The 23,558-nt window shown below is 67.4% G+C and carries 23 protein-coding genes and 1 pseudogene; 15 read left to right on the forward strand and 9 right to left on the reverse strand.

Annotated features, from left to right (window positions below):
* Positions 1–252: 252 nt before the first annotated feature.
* On the reverse strand, positions 253–957 hold the full coding sequence (locus FVP77_RS06770; protein ID WP_147893802.1) for an SOS response-associated peptidase: 705 nt from the start codon (positions 955–957) through the stop codon (positions 253–255).
* A gap of 416 nt (positions 958–1,373) precedes the next feature.
* On the opposite strand from FVP77_RS06770, the pseudogene FVP77_RS16775 reads away from it, so the two are divergent.
* The 3 genes and pseudogenes from FVP77_RS16775 to FVP77_RS17165 form a co-directional block, all read left to right on the forward strand.
* Positions 1,374–1,535 (forward strand): annotated as a pseudogene (locus FVP77_RS16775) (aldo/keto reductase); the annotation flags it as partial.
* Positions 1,536–1,978: 443 nt separating this feature from the next.
* On the forward strand, positions 1,979–2,176 hold the full coding sequence (locus FVP77_RS17160) for an RbsD/FucU family protein (protein ID WP_281290322.1): 198 nt from the start codon (positions 1,979–1,981) through the stop codon (positions 2,174–2,176).
* Positions 2,103–2,330, forward strand: a complete 228-nt coding sequence (locus FVP77_RS17165; protein ID WP_281290323.1) for an RbsD/FucU domain-containing protein — start codon at positions 2,103–2,105, stop codon at positions 2,328–2,330. Before FVP77_RS17160 ends, FVP77_RS17165 begins: the two co-directional genes overlap by 74 nt.
* 262 nt (positions 2,331–2,592) lie before the next feature.
* Here the strand turns inward: FVP77_RS17165 and FVP77_RS06785 are convergent, their stop codons facing one another.
* From FVP77_RS06785 to FVP77_RS06795, 3 genes are all read right to left on the reverse strand, one after another.
* Positions 2,593–3,075 carry a hypothetical protein gene (locus tag FVP77_RS06785; RefSeq protein WP_147893804.1) on the reverse strand — a complete coding sequence of 161 codons (483 nt, stop codon included), beginning with the start codon at positions 3,073–3,075 and terminating at the stop codon, positions 2,593–2,595.
* Between the two features lie 1,465 nt (positions 3,076–4,540).
* Entirely contained in the window at positions 4,541–5,023 is a 483-nt protein-coding gene (locus FVP77_RS06790; RefSeq protein WP_147893805.1) for a DUF3592 domain-containing protein, read from the reverse strand.
* Positions 5,024–5,066: 43 nt separating this feature from the next.
* Positions 5,067–5,219 carry a response regulator transcription factor gene (locus FVP77_RS06795; protein WP_147894474.1) on the reverse strand — a complete coding sequence of 51 codons (153 nt, stop codon included), beginning with the start codon at positions 5,217–5,219 and terminating at the stop codon, positions 5,067–5,069.
* On the opposite strand from FVP77_RS06795, the gene FVP77_RS06800 reads away from it, so the two are divergent.
* Positions 5,181–5,594, forward strand: coding sequence for a hypothetical protein (locus FVP77_RS06800; protein ID WP_147893806.1), 414 nt, complete (start codon positions 5,181–5,183; stop codon positions 5,592–5,594). The two genes, FVP77_RS06795 and FVP77_RS06800, sit on opposite strands and share 39 nt — an antisense overlap.
* Before the next feature lie 433 nt (positions 5,595–6,027).
* Positions 6,028–6,873, forward strand: a complete 846-nt coding sequence (locus tag FVP77_RS06805; protein ID WP_147893807.1) for an SDR family oxidoreductase — start codon at positions 6,028–6,030, stop codon at positions 6,871–6,873.
* 21 nt (positions 6,874–6,894) lie between these two features.
* Here FVP77_RS06805 and FVP77_RS06810 read toward each other — a convergent pair whose 3' ends face one another.
* Together FVP77_RS06810 and FVP77_RS06815 are read right to left on the reverse strand one after the other, a co-directional pair.
* Complete coding sequence (locus FVP77_RS06810) at positions 6,895–7,521, reverse strand: response regulator (protein ID WP_147893808.1); 627 nt, start codon at positions 7,519–7,521, stop codon at positions 6,895–6,897.
* Positions 7,518–8,702 carry a sensor histidine kinase gene (locus FVP77_RS06815; protein ID WP_147893809.1) on the reverse strand — a complete coding sequence of 395 codons (1,185 nt, stop codon included), beginning with the start codon at positions 8,700–8,702 and terminating at the stop codon, positions 7,518–7,520. Before FVP77_RS06815 ends, FVP77_RS06810 begins: the two co-directional genes overlap by 4 nt.
* Positions 8,703–8,874: 172 nt before the next feature.
* Here FVP77_RS06815 and FVP77_RS06820 point away from each other — a divergent pair, with 172 nt between their 5' ends.
* The 8 genes from FVP77_RS06820 to FVP77_RS06855 all read left to right on the forward strand — a co-directional run bounded on the left by FVP77_RS06820 (position 8,875) and on the right by FVP77_RS06855 (position 18,347).
* Positions 8,875–9,942: an ABC transporter permease gene (locus FVP77_RS06820; protein ID WP_147893810.1), complete on the forward strand. Its 1,068-nt coding sequence runs from the start codon at positions 8,875–8,877 to the stop codon at positions 9,940–9,942.
* A complete protein-coding gene (locus FVP77_RS06825; RefSeq protein ID WP_147893811.1) occupies positions 9,939–10,631 on the forward strand; it encodes an ABC transporter ATP-binding protein in 693 nt (230 codons plus the stop codon). The genes FVP77_RS06820 and FVP77_RS06825 overlap by 4 nt, the downstream gene beginning before the upstream one ends.
* 118 nt (positions 10,632–10,749) lie before the next feature.
* A complete protein-coding gene (aceE, locus tag FVP77_RS06830; RefSeq protein WP_147893812.1) occupies positions 10,750–13,476 on the forward strand; it encodes a pyruvate dehydrogenase (acetyl-transferring), homodimeric type in 2,727 nt (908 codons plus the stop codon).
* A gap of 31 nt (positions 13,477–13,507) precedes the next feature.
* On the forward strand, positions 13,508–14,707 hold the full coding sequence (locus FVP77_RS06835) for a PucR family transcriptional regulator (RefSeq protein ID WP_116646505.1): 1,200 nt from the start codon (positions 13,508–13,510) through the stop codon (positions 14,705–14,707).
* 111 nt (positions 14,708–14,818) lie between these two features.
* Positions 14,819–15,739, forward strand: coding sequence for an ACP S-malonyltransferase (locus FVP77_RS06840; RefSeq protein ID WP_147894475.1), 921 nt, complete (start codon positions 14,819–14,821; stop codon positions 15,737–15,739).
* Positions 15,736–16,737, forward strand: coding sequence for a beta-ketoacyl-ACP synthase III (locus tag FVP77_RS06845; protein ID WP_147893813.1), 1,002 nt, complete (start codon positions 15,736–15,738; stop codon positions 16,735–16,737). Before FVP77_RS06840 ends, FVP77_RS06845 begins: the two co-directional genes overlap by 4 nt.
* A 67-nt stretch (positions 16,738–16,804) precedes the next feature.
* Positions 16,805–17,053 carry an acyl carrier protein gene (locus FVP77_RS06850; protein WP_116646503.1) on the forward strand — a complete coding sequence of 83 codons (249 nt, stop codon included), beginning with the start codon at positions 16,805–16,807 and terminating at the stop codon, positions 17,051–17,053.
* A 55-nt stretch (positions 17,054–17,108) separates the two neighbouring features.
* Positions 17,109–18,347, forward strand: a complete 1,239-nt coding sequence (locus FVP77_RS06855) for a beta-ketoacyl-[acyl-carrier-protein] synthase family protein (protein ID WP_147893814.1) — start codon at positions 17,109–17,111, stop codon at positions 18,345–18,347.
* A 137-nt stretch (positions 18,348–18,484) separates the two neighbouring features.
* On the opposite strand, the gene FVP77_RS06860 is transcribed toward FVP77_RS06855, so the two are convergent.
* Together FVP77_RS06860 and FVP77_RS06865 are read right to left on the reverse strand one after the other, a co-directional pair.
* Entirely contained in the window at positions 18,485–18,988 is a 504-nt protein-coding gene (locus FVP77_RS06860; protein ID WP_121149411.1) for a DUF3145 domain-containing protein, read from the reverse strand.
* Between the two features lie 167 nt (positions 18,989–19,155).
* Positions 19,156–19,929 (reverse strand): hypothetical protein, encoded by a 774-nt coding sequence (locus tag FVP77_RS06865; RefSeq protein WP_147893815.1) that lies wholly within the window; start codon positions 19,927–19,929, stop codon positions 19,156–19,158.
* A gap of 168 nt (positions 19,930–20,097) precedes the next feature.
* On the opposite strand from FVP77_RS06865, the gene FVP77_RS06870 reads away from it, so the two are divergent.
* Positions 20,098–22,104, forward strand: a complete 2,007-nt coding sequence (locus FVP77_RS06870) for a DUF262 domain-containing protein (protein ID WP_147893816.1) — start codon at positions 20,098–20,100, stop codon at positions 22,102–22,104.
* 56 nt (positions 22,105–22,160) lie between these two features.
* On the opposite strand, the gene FVP77_RS16780 is transcribed toward FVP77_RS06870, so the two are convergent.
* Positions 22,161–22,532: a hypothetical protein gene (locus FVP77_RS16780; protein WP_187266843.1), complete on the reverse strand. Its 372-nt coding sequence runs from the start codon at positions 22,530–22,532 to the stop codon at positions 22,161–22,163.
* Positions 22,533–22,580: 48 nt separating this feature from the next.
* Here FVP77_RS16780 and FVP77_RS06880 point away from each other — a divergent pair, with 48 nt between their 5' ends.
* The gene (locus tag FVP77_RS06880; protein ID WP_187266844.1) at positions 22,581–23,522 is read left to right on the forward strand and encodes a linear amide C-N hydrolase; all 942 of its coding nucleotides are present in this window, start codon (positions 22,581–22,583) and stop codon (positions 23,520–23,522) included.
* Positions 23,523–23,558: the final 36 nt, after the last annotated feature.

A 23,558-nucleotide genomic window follows, 5' to 3' on the forward strand; every position in this document is an offset into this window, starting at 1 on the left:
CCTGGCTGTCGCTGGAACCTCCTTCGCCGTGGGAGTCGCCCTCGTTCTTGCGACGAGGCCAAACGTTGATTGCGGGCTGTCATCGTCCCTCTTCGGTGTTTTCTGCGCGCTGCTCTTCGCAGCCGCAGTAGCGAGGATCATCTGGCTCCGCCAGAAGCGAAACCGCGAGCTCTAGTTTCTAAGTGAGGGGTCCGCCGCCTCGTGCGGAGAGCGATCCCCAGCGGTCGATGACGACGAGGCAAGAGTTCGTCGTTAGACGGGCTCGATGAGCGTGGGGTCGGTGGGGTCCGCCGTGCGGGTGTTGTTGACTTTGCGGTCGACGTCATGGCTAGTGATCGTGCAGGCGACGCGGTCGGACTCGACGGTGAGCAGCTGAATCAGGTCCTGCTTTCCGGCGTCGTCGAGTTTGTCCGGCGACAGGTATTCGTCCCAGACGTCGTGCTCGAGGAACACCGGCATCCGGTCGTGTATCTCCCCCGACGCATCCCGTGCGGGACGGGTGATGATCGACGCTGACACCTCCCAATCGTCGTCCACCTTTCGGGCGGTGTAGATGCCCGCGGCCGCGAGGAGCATCCCGTCGCTGGAGTGCAGGAAGTGAGGCTGCTTGTTGCCCGCGGTGCCGGTCCATTCGAAGTAGCCACGCATCGGGAACAACGCCCGAGAGGATGCGAACGCGCCCTTCCAGAGCCCGTTGGTCGCGACGGTCTCGATCCTGGTGTTGAAGTTCGGGCGTTTGGAGTCCTTCATGAACGCCGGGTGGAAGTTCCACACCGCGGTGTCCACGGTTCGTTGGAACTCCCCCGTCTCCGGGTTGGCACGTTCCCGCACAATCGGGACGACCTGGGTCGGCGCGATCGAGTACCGCGGGGTCCAATCCTGCGCGTCGCCGCCCGCGGCGACGAACTCACTGATGAGTGAGTCAACTTTCTCGTTCAGAGCGAATCTGCCGCACATACCGGCGAATGTACCAGCCGGCCTTTGCGCCCCCTAGGGCCTGCAAGTTTGTGGACAGCCACATCGCGAGGCCGACGCGATCGTTGCTGTTCCGGTTATGCGCGCCGTCAGCCCGATCCCCCCTCCCTCGACGGCTCGTGGTCCACCGCGGAGCCTCAGCTGCACCCCCAACCACGACGGCACTGCGGCTACTTAGGCGGAGGCGCGGTGCGTGCCATCGTCCTCGGTGCGGTGCAGGTCTCACACGACGCTCTCCCGCGCCCGCGTCGGTGGTATGGAACCGCCACCCTTAGAGCCCGTGGTGGTGCTCCAGTGGCGCTGACTACACCGAGCCTCAACGAGTCGCTGGAGCGACTGGGCTCGACCGTGTCAACGCCCTCTACCTCCACGACCCTGAACGTCACAGCCTCGAGGCCGCCTCGACGAACGCTCTCCCCGCCATGGAGGAACTGCGTCGCGAGGGGTGCGTCGACCGCATCGGGGTGGGCTCGATGGACACTGACGCGTTGGCCGCGGTCGTGACAGAGGCCGATCTCGACGTAGTGATGATCGCCGGGCGCTACACGCTCCTCGAGTAGCCCGCCGCCGTGACCGTCCTCCCCGCGTGCCATCTCTGCGAAACGGAGGTGGTGGCAGCATCAGTCTTCAACTCGGGAGTGCGCGCTCGGCCGGAGCCGCGACGAAACGCCCGCTACGAGTACGGCAGGGCGTCCGACGAACTCTGGGAGAAGCTTCAGCGCATCTTCGCTCTGTGTCGGCTGTTCGGCGTGGCCCTACCTGCCGCCGCCCTGGTCTACCCTGCTCGCGAGCACGCAGCGACATAGGTGGTCGTCGGAGGAAGCCGACCGGCCCACCTTGTTCAGGATGTCGAGTACGCGACGACAGAGATTCCCGAGGCGTTCTGGCGAGCGCTCTCCGACGCCGGTCTCATCTCCGAGGAGATCGAATAACCGAAAGGCCTACTGTGCTGAGCGGAACCCGCCCCCTCCTCACCGCCGAGCTGCTCCTGCACCTCGACGCGATGGGGCACTCCGACGCCGTGGTCGTCGCGGACGCGCATTTCCCCACACCAGCTCTCGCGTCTCGGCTCGTGAAACTGCCTGGCACCCGGGGCGCCCGAGGGTCTCGCCGCGATCCGCAGCGTCATCCCGCTCGACGACGCTCCCGCGCTCGATCTGATGGCCTCCGCCGACGCCGAGGTGCTGGACGTGCAGCATGAACTGATGGCGGCTGCCGGAATAGACAAGGCGACCACGCGGTTGACTGATCGTCACGAGTTCTACGACGTCGCGCGGATGGCCTTTCTCATCGTCCGCACGGGAGAGACTCGCATCTACGCGAATGCGCACTTGCGCAAAGGAGTCGTCACCTGACACCCGGCTCTGAGCTGGCCCGCGTCTGGAACGTATCGGGCGCAGCAGGCGGCGTGGGCACGGCGAGGCGTGCTGCGCCGTGCCCACGCCTCTATTCCGCGCGCGTCTGTCGAGTCACCTGGCGCCGCTAGATAAGCCCCCGTAGCGACCCGCTCGGCCCTGTGTCGTCACCCAAGCCGGCCGCGGAGGAGAAATACACCCACGTGGCGGCCGCCGCGCTCGGTTGCGTCTCCGGCCGCCCGGCTGACCAGCCGGCGACCACTCAGCCGCGGCGCAGCGGGGATGTACGCGACAGGCGCTCGACGATGGCCGTCAACCAGCCGCGAGTACCGGCGAACGGCCCACACAACACCTCGACGATGCACGAGACGGCGAAGCTACCATCCACGGTCACTCGAAAGTCCGGCAGGAGTGAGCTCGGCCCGCCCTGGTTGACGGCCCTCATGGCGAGCACGAGGGGTGAGTCATCCGGCACGTCAGCCAGCGCCTGGTAGATCGTTCGGAACAGCAGCATCGTCTCCGCGTCGGATGCTGAAACACCGTCCAGTGAGAACCCGACGTCTCGTGCCCACTCGGCAATAGCGCCGCCCGGGTCGGCGCTGTAGAGGTCGTTGATGGACAGGACGAGGTTGCCCTCGTCGGTCGTCCGGTTGGAGTCGTCGCCGAAATAGCGCTGCCAGGAACGGGTGCCATCCGAGGCAACGGGAGAAATGGCCGAGGTGGGGAAGAGATCGTGGAGTGGCATCGTGCTGCTTTCGTCGTGGTGGTTGCCAGAGGCTTGAACGTGCACCTCCCCTATGCGCGGTCTCCGACTCGCGACGCGCCCGGATCGTGGCAAGAACTCCTTCGCGAGCCCGGTTCTGGTCGGCCATCGATGGAACGTCCGACCGACAGCAGGGGTCAAGTAACACCCCCCTGACAGACGGACGCGAGAGATACTTCGCAGACTGCCGAGCCGGGGGCCACGCGCCGACGGCGTCGCCCGTCGCGCGCGGCTACCGGAAGCCGCGTCTCGTCAGACCCATCGTCCGGTTGTCGGGGAGAACCTTGCACCAGGGGGCGTGCCCGTCGGGCACGTGGCGAACGTCTGGGACGAGGTCAGCTCGCTTCGCGCAGCTGTTCTCCGTGACCCCGGTCTCCCGATGGTCCAGCGTCTTAGTGGCCGCCTCGAGACTCGCCTGGTCCGAGGTCGCGGTCGCAACCGAGCGGCGTAGTGCTCAAGGCACCATATGCACGCTGATAGTCGGCACTAGCTCAGTCGTCGCTGACCACATCCGCACCGCACACAACGACCGATAAAGGTCCTGCTGTCCAGAGACCCGGCCCGTCTTGGTATTAAAGACGAACGGACTCCCCGTCGTGTTCTCCCTCGCCCGCCGCGGAGAGTCTGCGCCCAAAAATCAGGAATGGGAACTGTCCTCTGCAGGCCTCCGTCTTGGTGTGCGGCTGGTACAACTTCGGGCCACCCTTCTCCTGGACCGCCCCTCGGATACTCACGGTGGGCACGCGGCCTGGAGACGAAAGCCTGCCCATCACTGTTCGCTCGCGTCACCCAACTATGCGGATGTCCCAACATCGCCTCGACGACATCCTGCAGGCCCGACTTCGAGTGGACCCAATGCGGTTCGACCGCTCACGGTCGCGGCGTAAACGCCGACGGCTGGGAGTCCCATGTCCTCGGCGGTGGAGATGGTGACAAAGGCGGCAGCCCGTCGGTTAGGAGCGGGAGGGTGGCCGGCACAGTGAGGACGGCGCCCCCGGCATTTAACGCAAGGCAGTGATCGTTGTTCATACTCGGGGTCAGCTCTGACGGCGCGCCTGGTCAAATGGTCAGGTCGGTGACTCATGTGGGCGCCGCGGCGCCGCGGCCGATTTGGCAGCATCCTTAGGGGTGCGTGTGGGGTGCGCGCTGTCAGATGGGCCCATTTTCGGGCGCTGCGCGGCAAGAACGACCCAAGCCAAATTGGCGGTGGATTGGCGGTGAAAAACCCGACTAGCCAGAGTCAGCCGCAAGTGTCCGCAGATTTGACCCGCGGAAGCTTGCCAACACTTGCGGTTCTCTATGGTCAGTTGCCAAATTTCGTCACATTTACACCGTGGATGTCGTCGGTTCGATCCCGGCAGGGCCCACACTAAGAGACTCGCGCCGCGAGGCGCCCCCGCTCTCAGGTTTCCGGTGCGGCAGTCTTGTGGGAGATCGTCGTGTGTGGTCAGCCGGCCCGTCGGCGCCGAGCTCTTCCCCTTGCGAAGCCGAAGGCCATCACGACGACGATCACGACGGACACGACTGTAAGGAGCCCGCCCAACCCCGCGACAGTGCGGCCCGGGGTCCCGTGACCCTCGACCAGAGCTGCGCTCGGTTCGGTAGCGCTGTAGATGACCGTGACGCTGGAACCGAAAGCGGGCTTCGCGTCGGGCGCCCAGTCGGCCCAGACCGAATGCACGGAAGCGTCGCTGGCGACGTACTCGACCCTGAAGTTGTGCGTGGGGGCCTCGGCGCCGTCATTCACCTCGACCACCGTCCCCGTCGTGCGCGAACCACTCGCGACGAGCTCCCGGTCGGCGGCGTTCATCGACGACCCGATAACCAGCAACACGGGCCCGGCGAGGAGGATGACGGCGATCACGATCGTCTGGAACACCGGGTGGTACACGAAGCTCCGGGGCGCGTTGGCGGAGCTGTAGGACGTCATCACGTGCCCATCTCAGCACAGGCTCATCGGCGGCGCTCCGTGGTCAGACGACTCGAAGCTCATACGCGAGGATCACCGCGTGAACGCGGTCTCGCACGTGGAGCTTCGCGAAGATGCGGTTGACATGCGTTTTCACCGTCGCAGGAGTCAGGTGCAGGTGAGCGCCGATCTCGGGGTTCGACAGACCCCGGGCGATCGCGAAGAAGACGTCGAGCTCGCGCGGCGTGAGACGGTCGAGGGGTTCGGGCCGGCTGTCGCCTCAGGGAGAGACTCCCCCACCCCATGCGTCTCGTACGGCGTCGGTGCTCGTGCACGGCTCGATCGGATCGGGGTCGTCCGCCAACGTCTGCAGTTCGCGCGCGACAGCGCTCTTGCTCATGCCCAACGCCGCAGCGATGTGCCGTACGGGGTGCACCGGGTGTATCTCGAGAAGCGCGCGAATCGCCTGAGTCTGAACGGTGCGGTAGACCCGCTGCCGCGCGGCCGCGTCGGAGGCGGCGTAGGCGACGGCCCGTCGGATCTGCTGTGCATCGGCTCCGACCGCGAACTCCGCGCTGAGAGGATCGGGTGATCCACCGTCTCTGGAGACGGTGGATACTGGGCCGCACGGATCGTCGAGGGCAAGAGAGGGGCGGGCGCCGTCAGAGCGCGCGTGGGTGCCGCGTCCCCCGTGGGCGGCAGGTGGGAGGCCTCCGTACGGTGTCGACATCCGCATCCAATCGGGCGTGGAGTCGGCGGGGTGCACAACGACACGTGGTTCTCGGGAGCCCCTGCGGTCATGCGGCGCCACCCGGCCCAGTGCGCCGTCTCGGCGTCCGAACTGAGGTCACTCTAATTCAGTTTGTCCCCCAAATGGGGGACATGAACACAGTCTCAGGTGATCGATACCTCATACCGCCGGGCGGGAGAACCCCGGGGTGGCGCAGGCGGCGCCGCCATAGCGTGTCGATGTCAAGGGTGTCGCTCAGAATGACCCCGCATCGTTCGCCGGAGGAGAAGAGACCATGAGTCAGCCCGCACAGCAACAGAACGTTCCCGGCACGGAGGCCGACCTCGACCCGCTCGCCGACCACGGCGAGCACAGCTACGTCGGTTCCGGACGCTTGACCGGCAAGATCGCATTGATCACGGGTGCGGACAGCGGCATCGGCAAGGCGGTGGCTATCGCCTACGCCCGCGAGGGGGCAGACGTCGCGATCGCGTACCTGTCGGAACACGACGACGCACGCGACACCGCGCGCTGGGTCGAGGAGGCCGGTCGGCGGGCAATCCTCCTGCCCGGGGACCTCTCCGATCCGGCGACCTGCCGAAGGATCGTCGCCGAGACGACCGAGCAGCTGGGCGGACTCGACATCCTCATCAGCAACGCAGCGTTCCAGATGTACCGCGACGACATCACCGACATCCCCGACGAGGAGTGGGACTTCACCCTCGCTACGAACCTCAGTGCGTACTTCCATCTCGCCAAGGCCGCCGTGCCACTGCTGAAGCCGGGGTCCGCCATCATCGCCACATCGTCGATCCAGTCGGACTCCCCTACTCCGCAGCTTCTCCCGTATGCGATGACGAAGGCGGGGATGGCGAGCATGACGGCCTCGCTGGCGCAGATGCTGGGCGAGCGAGGCATCCGCGTCAACGCCGTGGCGCCCGGTCCGATCTGGACGCCGCTCATCCCGTCGACGATGCCCGCGGAGGTGGTCGAGTCCTTCGGGGGCGATACCCCGCTCGGTCGCCCGGGTCAGCCGGCCGAGCTCGCCGCGGCCTATGTGCTGCTGGGCTCGGACGAAGGCAGCTACATCTCGGGTGCCGTGCTGCCGGTCACCGGAGGCAAGCCCATCCTCGGCGCGTAACGCGGGCGGCGCCCCCGGACGTCAACGAAGGATGCCGCGTTGCCGAGCGGCGGAGATCGCCGCGGTTCGGGACGCGACACCGAGCTTGGTGAAGATGTGGGCCAGGTGCGACTTGACGGTCGTCTCGCTCACGAAGATCGCCGAGGCCACCTCGGTGTTCGAGAGGCCGGAAGCGACGAGCTCCAGCACCTCGATCTCCCGCGAACTCAGGCTCGCCTGCGGCGCGCGCATCCGGTCGAGCAGGCGCGACGCGATCACGGGCGCCAGTGCGCTCTCCCCCGCCGCTGCGGCACGCACGGCGCCGATGAGCTCGTGGGGCGGGGCATCCTTGAGCAAATACCCGCTCGCTCCCGCCTCCACGGCGCCGAGGATGTCGGCGTCGGAGTCGTAGTTGGTGAGAACGAGCACGTACGGTGCGGCGTCGAGGGCACGGATGCGGCGCGTGGCCTCGGCGCCCGACCCCGTCGAACCCGACCCGAACTGCAGATCCATCAGCACGACGTCGGGGTTCACGCTCTCGGCGAGGGCGACGGCATCGTCGGGCGTTGCGGCCTCGCCGACGATCACGAGATCCTCCTCTGTGTCGAACAGAGCAGTCATTCCCGCCCGTACGATCGGGTGGTCATCGGCGATCACGAGCCGAATCATGCGGCTCCCTCCAGAACGAGATCGACGGCGAGGGTCGTGCCTCGGTCGGGCGTGGAATCGATCGACAGAGTGCCGCCGAGCTGGTCGATGCGCTCGCGGGTCGCACGCAGACCGAACGAGTCCGAGCGACTCCGCGAGGCGTTGGCCGCTGATTCGGGGTCGAAGCCCGTGCCGTCGTCTTTGATCGTGAAGCGCAACCGCTCGCGATCGGTGGCGAGGGTGATGGTGGCGTGGTGGGCCTGCCCGTGCTGGATCGCATTCGCGACGGCGCCCTGCGCCACCCGCAGGAGGGCTGTCTGCACGTGCATCGGCACCGACATGCTGTCGGCCACCCGCACGTCGACCGTGAGTCCTTCGACGGCCCACTGTGTGCGGGCGAGCCGACGCAGTGCCCCGCCCAAGCCCCTGTCTTCGAGGTCGGGCGGGGTGAGTTCACGGATGAAACGGCGGGCTTCGGCGAGATTGTCGGCGGCCGTCTCCCGCGCGAGACGGATGTGTTCGATACCGGGTCGCGACGGATCGGCGCGCTCTGCGGCATGGAGAAGCATCTGGATGCTGGACAGGCCCTGCGCGACCGTGTCATGGATCTCCCGAGCGAGCCGGGCTCGTTCGGCGAGAACGCCCGACTCGTGCTCGGTGGCGGCGAGCTGATCGCGCGTGGCCAGAAGCTCGCGCATGAGCGCATCTCGCTGCTCGGCCTCCCGGGCCAGAGCCTGATAGCCCAGCCCGATCAACAGGGCGACAGCCGCGCCCACGATGGGACCCACGACCCCGCCGACGCTCCATCCGCCGTGAAGACCGAGGGCGCAGATCGCGATCGTCGTTGTGACGACGATGGCGGCGGAACCCCACCACCGGCCGAGGAGATGCAGGTAGAGGAAGAACAGCGGAAAGACCAGATACGACGCCTCGGGCGTCAGCCAGAGAAGCGCGATCCACTCGACGGAGAGGAGTCCCAGCCAGATCGTGCCGCCCGTTCGGCGGCGACGTGCCCGCCGAGCGATCGACGCGCCGAGCGCATACGTCGCCAGCAGAAGAAGGCCGAGGCCGATGATCGCGGCCTCGGCGTCGGCGCGCGTCAGCACCGCTCGTGCCATGACGAGCACGGTCAGGGCGCCGAAGACGACGTGCAATCCGATGCGCAAGCCCACGAAGACCGGGGTCAGCGCGTTGTGGGCCATGGTCGGAATCCTACGCAGCGGGGTGTTCCCCGCATCCTCCGAAAGGACGATCCGGAAGACGGCATTTCGGCCCGATGAGGCTGTGCCCGCGGGCGATGTCGTCGGCGCCGCGAGTGGCGAGAGTGGACTGCGTCGCCGCCCCTCACGCCGTGTGCGGCAGGAAAGGACCCCCATGTTCGTCGCTCTTCGCGACCTCCGCTTCGCTCGCGGACGGTTCATACTCATAGGTTCGGTGGTCGCTCTGATCACCGTGCTCGTCGGGTTCCTGAGCGGCCTTACGGGAGGCCTCGCCACCCAGAACATCTCCGCCGTTCTGGCACTCCCGGGCGACCGGATCGTCTTTGCAGCCCCCTCGGCCAACGCGCAACCGACGTTCGCCGATTCCGTGATCACCTCCGAAATGGTCGAGGAGTGGTCGGCCACCGCGGGTGTCGGGGAGGTCGAGCCCATCGGCGTGAGCCAGACCCGTGCCGAGTCCGGCGACGCACGCACCGCCGTCGCCGTGTTCGGTGTGCAGGCGGGTATCGACGGTGCCCAGGTCGGGGGCGACGGCTCCGTCGTCGTCTCGGAGACGGTCGCCTCGGCGCTCGACGTCGCCGCGGGCGACGTCCTCACGATCGCGGGGACGTCGTACACCGTGGAGTCGGTCGTGGCCGACCTCTGGTACAGCCACACCCCGGTCGTGCAGATGACGCTCCACGACTGGGAGGCGTTGTCGGCGGTCACCGGCAACCCCGGCGCGTACGCCACGGTGATGGCGGTCACCGGCGATCCCGACTGGGCAGCGGCTGATGCTTCCGCCGCAACGGTGTCGACGACGACGCTGTCGTCGCTGACGGCGCTCGCGTCGTTCCGCTCGGAGATCGGATCGCTTCTGCTGATGGTTGTTCTGCTATTCGGCATCTCGGGCCTCGTGATCGGAGCGTTCTTCACCGTCTGGACGATGCAGCGGAAGAGCGACATCGCCGTCCTCAAGGCACTCGGTGCGAGCACCGCATCCCTCATCCGCGATGCCCTCGGGCAGGCGCTCGTCGTGCTGGTGCTCGGGATCGGTGTCGGACTCGCTCTCGTCGCCGTCCTGGGCGGCCTGGCGGGTTCCGCCCTGCCGTTCCTGCTCAGCCCTCTCACCACCATCGTGCCGGGCGCGATCATGATCGCCCTCGGTCTCGCCGGGGCGGCGTTCGCCCTGCGATCCGTCACCTCCGCCGACCCCCTCACCGCACTCGGGAGCAACCGATGATCCGACTCGACGACGTCACCCTCACCTTCCCCGACGGCGATTCCCGCATCACCGCGGTCGATCACGTCACTCTCTCGGCACGACCCGGCACCGTGACGGGCATCACCGGCCCGAGCGGTTCGGGAAAGTCCAGCCTTCTCGCCATCGCCGCGACGCTGATCCGCCCCGATTCGGGTCTCGTCCTCATAGACGACGTCGATGCGTCAGCCCTCAGCCTGAGTGAAGCGACGGCCCTCCGGCGAGAGAAGATCGGCATCGTCTTCCAGCAGTCCAACCTCATCCCCTCGCTGACGGCGCGTGAGCAGCTCGTCGTCATGGACGAACTCCGCGGTCGTGGCCGGAGGAATCGCAGCGCGGCGCGCACAAAGGCCGACGCTCTGCTCGAGTCGGTGGGCCTTCTTCCCCACGCGGATAAGCTCCCCCATCAGATGTCGGGAGGCCAGCGCCAGCGGGTCAACATAGCGCGCGCCCTGATGAACGACCCGCGCGTCCTTCTGGTCGACGAACCGACCAGCGCCCTCGACCAGGAGCGCGGAGCTGAGATCATCGAGCTCATCCTGAGGCTCAGCGGGGAGACGAACACCTCGACGCTTCTCGTGACCCACGATCTCGTGCATCTGCCCCGCATGCACGACGTGAAGAACATCGTGGACGGACGACTCGTCGAGGCGGCACACCTGTCGCGATGATCCGGATGCTTCGCGACTCGCTAGGCTGGTCGATGGTGCGTTGTGCGGATCGAACAAAGCGATCCGCGTTGCCATGGTGAGTGTCTGGCATGATCTGCCAGCCGAAGAAAGGTCTTCTGTGACTGTTCACGACCAGGATCCGTACTCGCAGGGGCCGCAGGACAGCGATCCCGAAGAGACCTCGGAATGGCAGGAATCGCTCCAGCAGCTGGTGGAGGCCAAGGGCCCCCAGCGTGCGCGCGAGATCATGCTGAGTCTCCTCAAGGAGTCGAAGGACCTGCACCTCGGGGTGCCGATGGTTCCGACGACCGACTACATCAACACGATCGCCGCCGAGAACGAGCCCGAGTTCCCCGGCGATGAAGAGGTCGAGCGCCGCTACCGCGCGTGGATCCGCTGGAATGCGGCCGTCACCGTGCACCGAGCGCAGCGCCCCGGCATCGGTGTCGGCGGGCACATCTCGACCTACGCGTCGTCGGCCGCCCTCTACGAGGTCGGGTTCAACCACTTCTTCCGCGGCCAGGACCATGCGTCCGGCGGCGACCAGATCTTCGTGCAGGGTCACGCCTCGCCCGGAACCTACGCCCGCGCCTACCTCGAAGGTCGTGTGACCGAGGCGCAGCTCGACGGATTCCGCCAGGAGAAGTCCGCAGCGCCCAACGGACTTCCGTCGTATCCGCACCCCCGTCTCATGCCGGAGTTCTGGCAGTTCCCGACGGTGTCGATGGGGCTCGGCCCCATCAACGCCATCTACCAGGCGATGTCGAACAAGTACCTCACCAACCGCGGGATCAAGGACGTCTCCGACTCGCACGTCTGGGCGTTCCTGGGCGACGGTGAGATGGACGAGGTCGAGAGCCGCGGCCAGCTCCAGGTCGCTGCGAACGAGGGCCTCGACAACCTGACCTTCGTCATCAACGCGAACCTGCAGCGCCTCGACGGCCCGGTCCGCGGAAACGGCAAGATCATCCAGGAGCTCGAGAGCTTCTTCCGCGGCGCGGGCTGGAACGTCATCAAGGTCGTCTGGGGTCGCGAGTGGGACGACCTGCTCAAGCGCGACACCGATGGTGCGCTGCTCAACCTGATGAACATCACCCCCGACGGCGACTACCAGACCTACAAGGCCGAGAGCGGCGCGTACGTGCGCGAGCACTTCTTCGGTCGTGACGAGCGCGCCGCCGCTCTGGTGAAGGACTACACCGACGACCAGATCTGGAACCTGAAGCGCGGCGGCCACGACTACCGCAAGGTCTACGCGGCGTTCAAGGCGGCGCAGGAGCACAAGGGCCAGCCCACGGTCATCATCGCCAAGACCATCAAGGGCTACGGCCTCGGTCCGCACTTCGAGGGCCGCAATGCGACCCACCAGATGAAGAAGATGACCCTCGACGACCTGAAGTCGTTCCGTGACGTGATGCACATCCCGATCACCGATGCGCAGCTCGAGGAGAACCCCTACCTTCCCCCGTACTACAACCCTGGGCCCAAGGACGAGGCGATCCAGTACATGCTCGAGCGCCGTAACGCGCTCGGCGGCTTCCTGCCCGAGCGTCGCACCCACCACGTGGGACTCGAGCTCCCCGGCGACGCGGCGTACGCGCTCCCCAAGAAGGGCTCCGGCACCCAGGAGATCGCCACCACGATGGCGTTCGTCCGTCTGCTGAAGGACCTCCTCCGCGTGAAGGGCTTCGGTCACCGCATCGTGCCGATCATCCCCGACGAGGCGCGCACGTTCGGCATGGACGCGTACTTCCCGACGGCGAAGATCTACAACCCGAACGGCCAGCACTACACCTCGGTCGATCGCGAACTGCTGCTCGCCTACAAGGAGAGCCCGCAGGGTCAGATCATCCACGTCGGCATCAACGAGGCGGGCGCCGTCGCGGCGTTCACCGCGGCGGGCACGTCGTACTCGACCCACGGTGAGCCGCTCATCCCGGTCTACGTCTTCTACTCGATGTTCGGGTTCCAGCGCACGGGTGACGCCCAGTGGGCCGCCGGCGACCAGATGGCCCGAGGCTTCATCATCGGGGCCACGGCCGGACGTACGACCCTGACCGGCGAGGGTCTGCAGCACGCCGACGGTCACTCGCACCTGCTGGCCTCGACCAACCCGGCGACGGTGTCGTATGACCCGGCCTACGGGTACGAGATCGCCCACATCGTGCGATCGGGCATCGATCGCATGTACGGCGGACAGCACCCCGACCCGAACGTCATGTATTACATGACGGTCTACAACGAGCCGATCGTGCACCCGGCCGAGCCGGCCGATGTCGACGTCGACGGCATCATCCGCGGCATCCACCGCATCTCCACCGGCGAGGGAGACGGCGCGCGCGCCCAGATCCTCGCGTCCGGCGTGGGTGTGCCGTGGGCCCTCGAAGCCCAGCAGCTGCTGAAGGACGACTGGGGTGTGGGGGCCGACGTGTGGTCGGTCACCTCGTGGACCGAGTTGCGCCGCGACGGTCTGGCGGTGGACGAGCACAACTTCCTCCACCCCGACGAGGAGCCTCGCCAGGCGTACATCACCGAGAAGCTGGCGGGAACGCCCGGTCCTGTCGTCGCCGTGAGCGACTTCATGCACGCCGTGCAGGACCAGATCCGTCCGTGGGTCCAGCACAACTTCTCGACCCTGGGCGCCGACGGATTCGGTTTCTCCGACACCCGCGCAGCCGCTCGTCGCTTCTTCAAGATCGACGGCCCGTCGATCGTCGTCCGCACCCTGCAGGCGCTCGCGCAGGAGGGCACGGTCGACCGTGGTCTCGTCGCACAGGCGATCGAGAAGTACAAGCTGCACGACGTGACGGCAGGAACGAGCGGCAACGCGGGCGGCGAGAGCTGATCCACCCGTGACGCGCGGCGGAGTCGCCCCGATGGACAAGACCGAGACCCTCGCGTGGTTGAAGCGGATCTCGGGAGACCTGGCGACCGCGACTCTGAACAGGCTCGAGGAATCGCTGCCCTGGTACGCGGAGATGCCGCCTGCGCGACGATCGGCCGTCGGCCTCGTCGCGCAGGCGGGCATCACCTCGTTCATCACCTGGTACGAGGACCCCACCTCCACACCGTGGGTCGCAGCCGACATCTTCGCCGCAGCTCCCCGCGAGCTGCTGCGGAGCGTGAGCCTGCAGCAGACGCTGCAGCTCATCCGGGTCACGGTCGAGGTGACCGAAGAACGGGTGCGGGGCAAGGGCGGTCAGCTTCGCGAGGGGATTCTTCTCTACTCCCGCGACGTGGCGTTCGCCGCCGCCGACGTCTACGCGCGCGCCGCCGAGGCGCGCGGGCTGTGGGACGCCCGGCTCGAGGCGCTGGTCGTCGACTCGATCCTGACGGGCGAGACCGACGAGGAGCTGCCCAGCCGCATCGCGGCCCTCGGGTGGCACGGTCACGGCGAGGTCGCTGTGCTGGTGGGTACGACTCCCCCGCAGCTCGACGTCGACCAAGTACGGCGCACAGCGCGCAAGCTGGGCGTCGACGTCCTCATCGGCGTACAGGGGTCTCGTCTCGTGCTGGTGGTGGGGCGTGCCCAGCTCGCGGGTCGCGTGGATGAGACCACCGTCGAGCTGCCGTTCGACGAGATCGCCCGCCGTCTCGAACCGGGTTTCGGTGACGGCCACCTCGTGCTCGGTCCGACGGTGCCTGCGCTCGTCGAGGCCAGCCAGAGCGCACGCGCCGCGCTTGCCGGTTTCGCTGTGGCCCGCGCGTGGCGACACGCGCCCCGACCCGTCGAGGCCGACGACCTGCTGCCCGAGCGCGCACTGGCGGGTGACGCCGTCGCCAAGCACACGCTCGTCGAGCGCATCTACCGTCCGCTTCACACGCACAGCCCCGACCTCGTGGCGACGCTCTGGAGCTACCTCGACAACGGTCGGTCGCTGGAAGCCACCGCCCGCGAACTGTTCGTGCATCCCAATACGGTGCGCTATCGACTGAAGCGGGTGTCCGAGGTCATCGGGTGGGATGCGACGGGGCCGCGCGAGGCCCTGATCCTCCAGACCGCGCTCATCCTCGGATCCATCGGCACCGACGCGACGCGACGCCGGCCGTCGACGCTTCGGCGTCACGCCCCCTGACCGCTGAGGTCCGACACGACGCGCGCCTTATCGACACCCGACAACGGATCGTGGCATTGTTGTCCCGCTTCCGACAGATGTCTCCCGACGAATATTGACAGGATGGATCCCGTGATCATCGCCGTCTTCCCCGGGCAGGGTTCTCAAACCCCCGGCTTCCTCGCCCCGTGGCTCGAACTCGACGGAGTGCGCGAACGTCTCGAGGCGTTCTCCGACCACTCCGAAATCGATCTGATCGCCGCCGGCACCGAGTGGGACGCCGACCGCATCCGCGATACCCGTATCGCTCAGCCGCTCATCGTTGCGGCGAGCCTCATCTCCTGGGAGGCCCTGCGGTCGCGAGCCGCTCAGCCTGCTGCGGGATTCGCGGGGCACTCGGTCGGCGAGATCGCCGCGCTCGTGGTCGCCGGCGTGCTCACGGCCGAGGAGGGCATGCGGCTGGTCGGCCTGCGCGGGCGCGCGATGGCGGATGCTGCGGCGCTCGCTGAGACCGGGATGAGCGCCGTGCTCGGAGGCGACGAAGCCGCTGTGCTCGCTCGGCTCTCGGAACTCGATCTCACCCCCGCGAACTACAACGGCGCCAATCAGATCGTCGCGGCCGGCACGCCGGCGTCTCTCGCGGAGCTTGCCGCCTCCCCGGTCGCCGGCACACGGGTGATCCCCCTCGCCGTCGCGGGCGCGTTCCACACCCGCTTCATGAAGCCCGCCGTCGACGTGCTGCGCGAGGCCGCCAGCGACGTCGAGCCGTCCGACCCGTCATCGCTGCTCTGGACGAACTCCGACGGTTCCGTCGTCTCGTCCGGACGCGCCGCCCTCGACCTGCTGGTGGCCCAGGTCGCCTCGCCCGTCCGCTGGGACCGCACGATGGCGTCGTTCGCCGAGAACGGCGCGACCGGCCTGATCGAGTTCGCTCCGGCGGGTACCCTCACCGGTCTCGCCAAGAGAGGCCTGCGCGGCACCCCCGCCGTCGCGGTGAAGACCCCCGATGATCTGGTCGCCGCTGCGGCCCTCCTGGAAGAAGTCCCCGCGTGACCGCCGTTCTCCGCCAGCCCCAGGGCGTGGCCCACACCCGCATCTACGCCTACGGTGCCGCCCGTGGCGAACTCGTCGTCCCGAACGACGCCCTCGTGGGTCCCATCGACTCCAGCGACGAATGGATCCGTCAGCGAACCGGGATCATCACGCGCGTTCGCGCCGAGGCGACCACGTCGGCCATCGACCTCGCCGCGATCGCCGGCGCGGAGGCCATCGAGCGTTCCGGGGTCGCAGCATCCGACATCGACGCGGTGATCGTCGCAACGATCAGCAACCCGAAGCAGACCCCGTCGGTCTCGGCGATCGTCGCCGACCGTGTGGGCGCCAATCCCGCCGCCGCCTATGACGTGAACGCCGCCTGCGCGGGCTTCGCCTACGCGGTGGCACAGGCGGATGCCCTCATCCGCGGGGGCATCGCCCACTACGCGCTCGTCGTGGGCACCGAGAAGCTGAGCGACGTCGTCGACCCGACCGACCGCAGCATTTCGTTCCTCCTCGGAGACGGCGCGGGTGCGGCCGTGATCGGCCCCAGCGACACGCCCGGGATCGGACCGACCGTATGGGGTTCCGACGGTTCGAAGGCCGAGGCGGTGGGCATGAACCACACGCTGACCGAGTTCCGCGATGGCGTCGCACCGTGGCCCACGCTCCGCCAGGAGGGACCGACGGTCTTCCGCTGGGCCGTGTGGGAGATGGTGAAGGTCGCTCGTGAGGCCCTCGAGCGCACCGGGATCGAAGCATCCGATCTCGCCGCCTTCGTGCCGCACCAGGCCAACATGCGCATCATCGACGAGTTCGCCAAGCAGCTCGGGCTGCCGGAGTCGGTCGTGATCGGCCGTGACATCGAGACGACGGGCAACACGTCGGCCGCCTCGATCCCGCTCGCGACGCACCGTCTGCTCGAGGAGCACCCCGAGGTCAGCGGCGGACTCGCCCTGCAGATCGGGTTCGGCGCCGGACTCGTCTTCGGCGCGCAGGTCGTGGTGCTCCCGTAGGGGCGGCGCGGCGAACTCTAGACTGATCAGGGCCCGTCGGGCCCACACCCCCAGAACAGGAGACACCATGGCATTCACCAACGACGAGGTCCTCGCCGGGCTGGCAGAGCTCATCACCGACGAGACCGGTATTTCCGCCGACGAGGTGGCTCTCGAGAAGTCGTTCACCGACGACCTCGACATCGACTCCATCTCGATGATGACGATCGTCGTCAACGCCGAGGAGAAGTTCGGCGTCACCATCCCCGACGACGAGGTCAAGAACCTCAAGACCGTCGGCGACGCCGTCACCTACATCACGTCGGCCCAGGCGTAGTACCTGCGGTGGGGGCCACCGCGCCCCCACCACATACCTCGAGGATCTTCATCACATGAGCACGACACGCATCGTCGTCACCGGCATCGGTGCCACCTCGCCCATCGGCGGGACGGCACCCGAGAGCTGGTCCGCCCTGCTGGACGGCGTTTCCGGCACCCGGACACTGGAGCACGACTGGGTCGAGAAGTACGACCTCCCGGTCACCTTCGCCGCCGAGGCGCTCGTTCGCCCCGAGACCGTGCTCGCCCGCCCCATCGCGAAGCGCCTCGATCCGTCGTCGCAGCTCGCGATGGTGGCCGCCATGGAGGCGTGGGAAGACGCCGGCAGCCCCGAGGTCGACCCCGAGCGGCTCGGCGTGGACTTCGCCACCGGCATCGGTGGCGTCTGGACGCTGCTCGACGCCTGGGACACGCTTCGCGAGAAGGGCCCTCGGCGCGTCATGCCGATGACGGTGCCGATGCTCATGCCGAACGCGGCCGCCGGCAACCTCTCCCTCCACTTCGGAGCGCGCGCCTTCGCCCGCACCGTCGCCTCGGCCTGCGCGTCGAGCACCGAATCGATCGTGAACGCCGTCGAGCACCTGCAGGACGGGCTCGCCGACGTCGTCATCGCCGGTGGCACCGAATCGGCGGTGCACCCGATCACGATCGCGTCGTTCGCGTCGATGCAGGCGCTTTCGCGTCGCAACGACTCCCCCGAGACCGCATCGCGTCCGGCGAGCATCGATCGAGACGGCTTCGTCATGGGCGAGGGCGCGGGCGTGCTGATCCTCGAGACCGAGGAACACGCGAAGGCTCGCGGCGCCAAGATCTACGCCACCGTCGTCGGTGGCGGAGTGACGGCCGACTCGTACCACATCACCGCCAACGACCCCGAGGGTACGGGCGCGGCCCGAGCCGTGCGCATGGCACTGAAGGCGGCGGATGCGTCTCCCGACGACGTCACGCACATCAATGCGCACGCGACGTCCACCCCGGTGGGTGATCCGAACGAGTACACCGCGTTGCGCACCGTCTTCGGTGAGCGGGTCGACGAGATCCCGGTCTCGGCGACGAAGGCCTCTACCGGACACCTCCTGGGCGGCACCGGTGCACTCGAGGCCATCTTCACGATCCTCGCGATCCGCGACCGTCAGGCGCCGCCCACCATCAACCTCACCGAGCAAGACCCGGCGGTGCCGTTCCGGCTCTCGGGATCGACGATCCCGCTCGGCGACGGACCGCAGCTCGCGATCAGCAACTCGTTCGGCTTCGGCGGCCACAATGCCGTCGTCGCGTTCGCCTCTGTGTGACCCGCTCGACGCGAAAATGCCCCCGGCCGAAGCCGGGGGCATTTTCCGTATCAGGCGGGTGATACGCGTTCGCGGCACCGGGACGCCCCACCGGCCGCCGTTACCGACGCCTCACCCGCCTGAGATCCTGCGGCGTTTCAGCCGACTTTGTGCAGCCAGACGACGGGAACCTCGTCGGACGCGTGACGGAACGGTTCGAGCTCCTCGTCCCAGGCGGCCCCCAGCGCTACGTGCAGCTCGCGCTGCAGCTCGAACGCGTCGCCGCCGGCAAGCTCCATGGCGTAGCGGACGCGGTCTTCCCCGATGACGACGTTGCCGGAAGCATCCGTCTGCGCGTAGTGGATGCCGAGGCCGGGGGTGTGCATCCATCGGCCGCCGTCGCTGCGGGGCGTCGGGTCTTCACTCACCTCGAAGCGAAGGTGCTCCCATCCGCGGATGGCGCTTGCCAGCGCCGCACCCGAACCGACGGGTCCTTCCCAGAAGAACTCCGTACGTCGAGCGCCCGACAGCACGGGCTGCTCGGACCACTCGAAGTTGACGGCACGCCCGAGGGCGCGACCGACGGCCCACTCCAGGTGTGGGCATAGTGCACGTGGCGCGGAGTGGATGTAGATCACTCCGCGCGAAGACGCAGTTGCCATGGTTTCTCCTTCGTCAGGTACGTCTTCCCCTACGACCTGACCGGAAACCGGCATATTCGGTTGTTATGTCGCAATTATCTCCGGTATGCCGCGGAATCACAAGCGTGTGATTCCGGGCGGAGAAGTGGCCCCGGTCGAACCCGACCGGGGCCACTTCGAACGAGTGGTTACGCCTCGCTCATGACCGTCTGCTCGGCCTGGCCGCGGGCCGCGAGAGCGGCGGCGCGCGCCGCGAGCCGGCGGGTCTGCTCGGCCTGACCGGCATCGAGCTGATCCTGGGGGACCTCGTAGCTGTCGACGTGGTTCACACCGTTGTACTTCTCGATGTACGCGTCGAGCTCGGGGCCCGACGTCCACGACGTGATGAGGCAGTACCGCGGGTCGTTGCCCGGGTGCGTGGCAGCGTGCCAGAGGCGCTGCGTGTCGACGATGAGCTGCGCACCCGCCGGGAGCGCGATGCGCGTCTCCTTGCTGGGGTCGGTGCGGTTCTCGCGCAGGACGAAGTAGCTGTCCTTATCGTCGGTGAGGTTGAAGAACCCGCGCACGACCCATCCGGTGCCGTCGGGGTTGAGGCGGTTGTTGTCGTCCTGGTGCAGGTTGTAGAGGCAGTCCGCGTACGTGTTCGGCTGCAGCTCGATGATGCGGCAGCGGCCGACGTTCGCGCCGGGCTCCAGCGCGCGCTCGGTGAGCGTCGGGGCGAGTGCCGTCTGCGAGTCGATCCAGATGCCGTCCTTGTCGGTGCGGGGGTTCTTCCCGCTCCAGAATCCGGCGCACTCGATCTCTCCGTCGCGCGAGGCGAGGGGGGCGAAGCGGGTGTCACCCGACGACTTCCAATCGACGTACTCGATGTCGAGCCATTCCTTGGGGTCGATCTCTTTGTTGTAGCGGTCCAGAACGACATAGCCGGTCTCTTCGAGAGCGGCCGATTTGATGTAACCCATGAGGTGAGTCATGCCTTCCGTAGGGGGCCAGTACGTTTTTCCTGGCCCTGGTAAGGCAAGCCTACATCGGCTCCCCGGGCGATCCCGGGAGCTCGGTTAGACTCGCCAGGGCTCGCGCCGCACCCGGTTCGACGCTCCCCCGACGCCGAACGGAGACCGGTACCGAGCATGGTCAGCGCCACGAATGTCGATGCGACCGCCGTCAACACGATCGGATGGCTGTCGTCGCCCGAGACGAGCATCGTCGTTCCCGTCTACCAGCGGCAGTACCGCTGGGACATCGGCGGCTGCGAGCAATTGCTCGCCGACATCCGCGCCGTCGCCGACACCGATGATCGGCGCATGCACTTCATCGGATCGATCCTGTCGGCCGTCAACACGGAAGACACCACCGGCGAGCTCGTGCTCATCGACGGTCAGCAGCGCATCACGACACTGATGCTGCTGGTCGCGGCGCTCCACCACACCGTCAGAGGCGCGCATCCCGAGATGGCGGCCGAACTCGAGCGCGTGATCGTACGCGCGGCCGATCCGTCGCGCACGAAGCTGCGCCCGCATCGCGCGTGGGCCGATGCCTTCCGCGCGGTGATGATGGACGCGCACGCAGACGACGCCGCTCGCGACACGCGCTTCGACGACAACTACGCGTTCTTCCGCAGCCAGGTGAGCCTCGCCGAAGCACCGAGCATCTGGCGCGGCCTGCAGAAGCTCGAGCACGTCTCGATCACCCTGGGGGCGGGCGCCAACGCCCAGCAGATCTTCGAGAGTCTCAACTCCACCGGCGAGCCGCTGCGCGATCACGAACTGATCCACAACTACGTGCTCATGGGCTTGTCGCACGACGAGCAGACCGAGATCGAAGACGGGTTCTGGCTGCCCATCGAGCAGAACACCGGTGACACGATCGCGTCGTTCTGGCGGCATTACCTCGTCATGCGCACCGGGCGCGAAGTGTCGACAGTCGGCGAGCGGGGAGTCTACGACGCGTTCCGGGCGGAGTTCCCCCGCCTCGATCTGGCGCAGTTGCGGGCGGATGCGGCGCAATGGAAGGCCTATTCGGAGATCTACCGCGTGCTGCTCGAGCCGGCCCATGAACCGGACCCCGAGATCGCGCGTCAGATCGCATACCTCAACACCTTCGGCCGCGGGATGTATCCCCTGATCATGCGGTCCTACGGCGACTATCTGACGGATGCGGCGCATAAGCCGACTCTGCTTCGTACTCTCGAGTTCGTGCAGGCGCTCCTCCTGCGACGCAGCGTCGTGGGACTGACGAACGATCGGCTCGTCGCCCGACTGTGTCGAGCCCGCGCTGACGGCCAGGACGAGCTCGAGAAGGCCGTCTCGCGCATCACGCCGTCGGATGAGCGCGTGCGCGTGGGGCTCAAGTACAGCGAGCTCCCGCATCCGACCTACGTTCTCCGGCGTCTCGCCGCAACGGACTCGCCCGACATCGAGCTCGAGTGGATCTTCCCTCCCGCCCCCGCCGACACATGGAGCGGAGACGGGACGCGCGAATGGTCGGAGTACACCGAGGACGAGCAGAACAGCCACCGAGCGCTCGCGAAGACGCTCGGCAACCTCACTCTCCTCGAGGAAGGACTCGCTGAGCGCGCGGTCGATCGCACATATCCCGACAAGCGCGACGGCGTGTACCCGCGCAGCGCGGTGGACATCTCCGCCGAGCTCGCGTCGGTGCCGGTGTGGAACACGGCGGCGATCTCTGCGCGGTCCGCTTCGCTGGGCGAGCGGTTCCTGGAGATCTGGGCCAAGCCCCCCGTCGTCGACATCGACGACGACGGGCTGACCCCGATCCTCGACGCGAAACGCCGGCGGGGCTGGCCTCGCGGCTGGCAGCGCGAATGGGACTACGTCGAATACTGCGGCGAGCACTGGGAGGTCTACGACGTCAAGTACCTCTTCAACCGCGTGTTCAAGCGGCTGTGGGCAGACTCGCGCGAGTCGGTCGTGGCGTTCAGCGGGCGCCGGGGCGGCCCGGTCTATGGGGCCCAGTCGTGGAACGGGCAATGGGACGCTCTCGACGACAGTCACTTCCTCTACATGGGCTGGGACTCGCGCTACATGCTCACCGCGGTGCAGGGCGTGCTCGACGAAGCCGGACTCGCGTCGGAGGTCTTCGTGAAGTACTCCTACATCGGCGACGCGATGGCCTGACCGCAGCATCCGGCGACCCGGGTGGCCACCGATATCGCTTCGTCGATCGCGCCCGCTCAGGGGCGCAGCAGGTCGACGAGTCCGCCGATGACCAGCCCGATCGCGAGCGCGATCAGCAGCATTCCGATCAGAAGCCTCGCCACGAAGCGCGGCCCGGACCGTGTGCGGGTTCGCACACCGAACAAGATGGCAGCACCCGACGAGGCCAGGAGCAGAGCTCCCGCGCCGACGAGCACGATCATGACGCCCGCGCCGACCTCGGGGGTATGGAGATACCCGAGGACGAGCGCTCCGACATAGACGATCGCGGCCGTGACGACACCGGCGAGGACCCTCGCTCCGATGTCGCGCCAGAACTTCTCTTCGCGAACCCACTCGCCCGGCCATGCCCACGGCGAGACCGGTCGTTCGTCGCTGTTCTCGGCCATCTCTGCACGATAGCGGTCGGCTCGCTCCGCCAGCGCTATGGTGCAGGAGTGTGCACGCGAATCCTCTGGAACGACAACCCGATCGCCAAGACCGTCAGCCGCTGCATGGACTGGTCGGTGAGCGACGAGCCCGAGCTGTGGTTCGTGCCGCGAGGCATCGAACGCGGAGGCGCGGGCGACTCGGAGGCGCACACGTGGCGATCCCTGTACTCGAGCGTGGTCACCAGCATGTGGGGAATGGGCACCGTCGACGGCCTCAACGAGAAGGGGCTGGGTGCGCACGCGCTCTATCTCGATCCCGAGGACGTCTCATTTCCCGAACCCGACGGTCGTCCTTCCGTGCCGAACGCGCTCTGGGTCCAGTACCTGCTCGACAACTACGCGACGGTGGCCGACGCTGTCGCCGACATCGACAGCATCCGGATCACCTCGCCCACGTTCCGCGGTATCGAGCTCGGCATCCACATCGCTCTGGAGGATGCCACGGGTGACTCCGCGATCATCGAGCCGCTCGACGGCACGCTGGTGGTGCACCACGGCCCCGAGTACACCGTCATGGCGAACTCCCCCACTCTCGACAAGCAGCTCGAGAATCTCGCGCGATACCGGCCCTTCGGAGGCGAGCTGCCGCCGCCCGGCGACATCACGTCGTCGGACCGTTTCGTCCGCTCGTCGTACTTCCTGCACTACCTGCCCGAGCCGGAGAACCTCGAGGAAGCGGTGGCGGGGGTCTTCCAGCTCATCGCCAATGTCTCCGTGCCTTACGGCGCGCCCTACTCGACAGGCGACGTGTATCCGACCTGGTGGCGCTCCGGTGCCGACCTGACGAACCGGGTCTACTACTTCGGGTCGACACGGAGCCCGAACATCTTCTGGATCGTCCTCGACGACCTCGCCGACGGCTCGGAGGTGCGCCGCATCGATCCGCGCCAGCTCACGCTCGTCGGCGACCAGACTGAGAATCTGCAACCCGGAGTGCTTCCCTACTAGAACCATCCGCCGTCGCAATGACGGCGATGACCTCGG

The sequence above is a fragment of the Microbacterium hatanonis genome (assembly GCF_008017415.1).
Taxonomy (GTDB): Bacteria; Actinomycetota; Actinomycetes; order Actinomycetales; family Microbacteriaceae; genus Microbacterium; species Microbacterium hatanonis.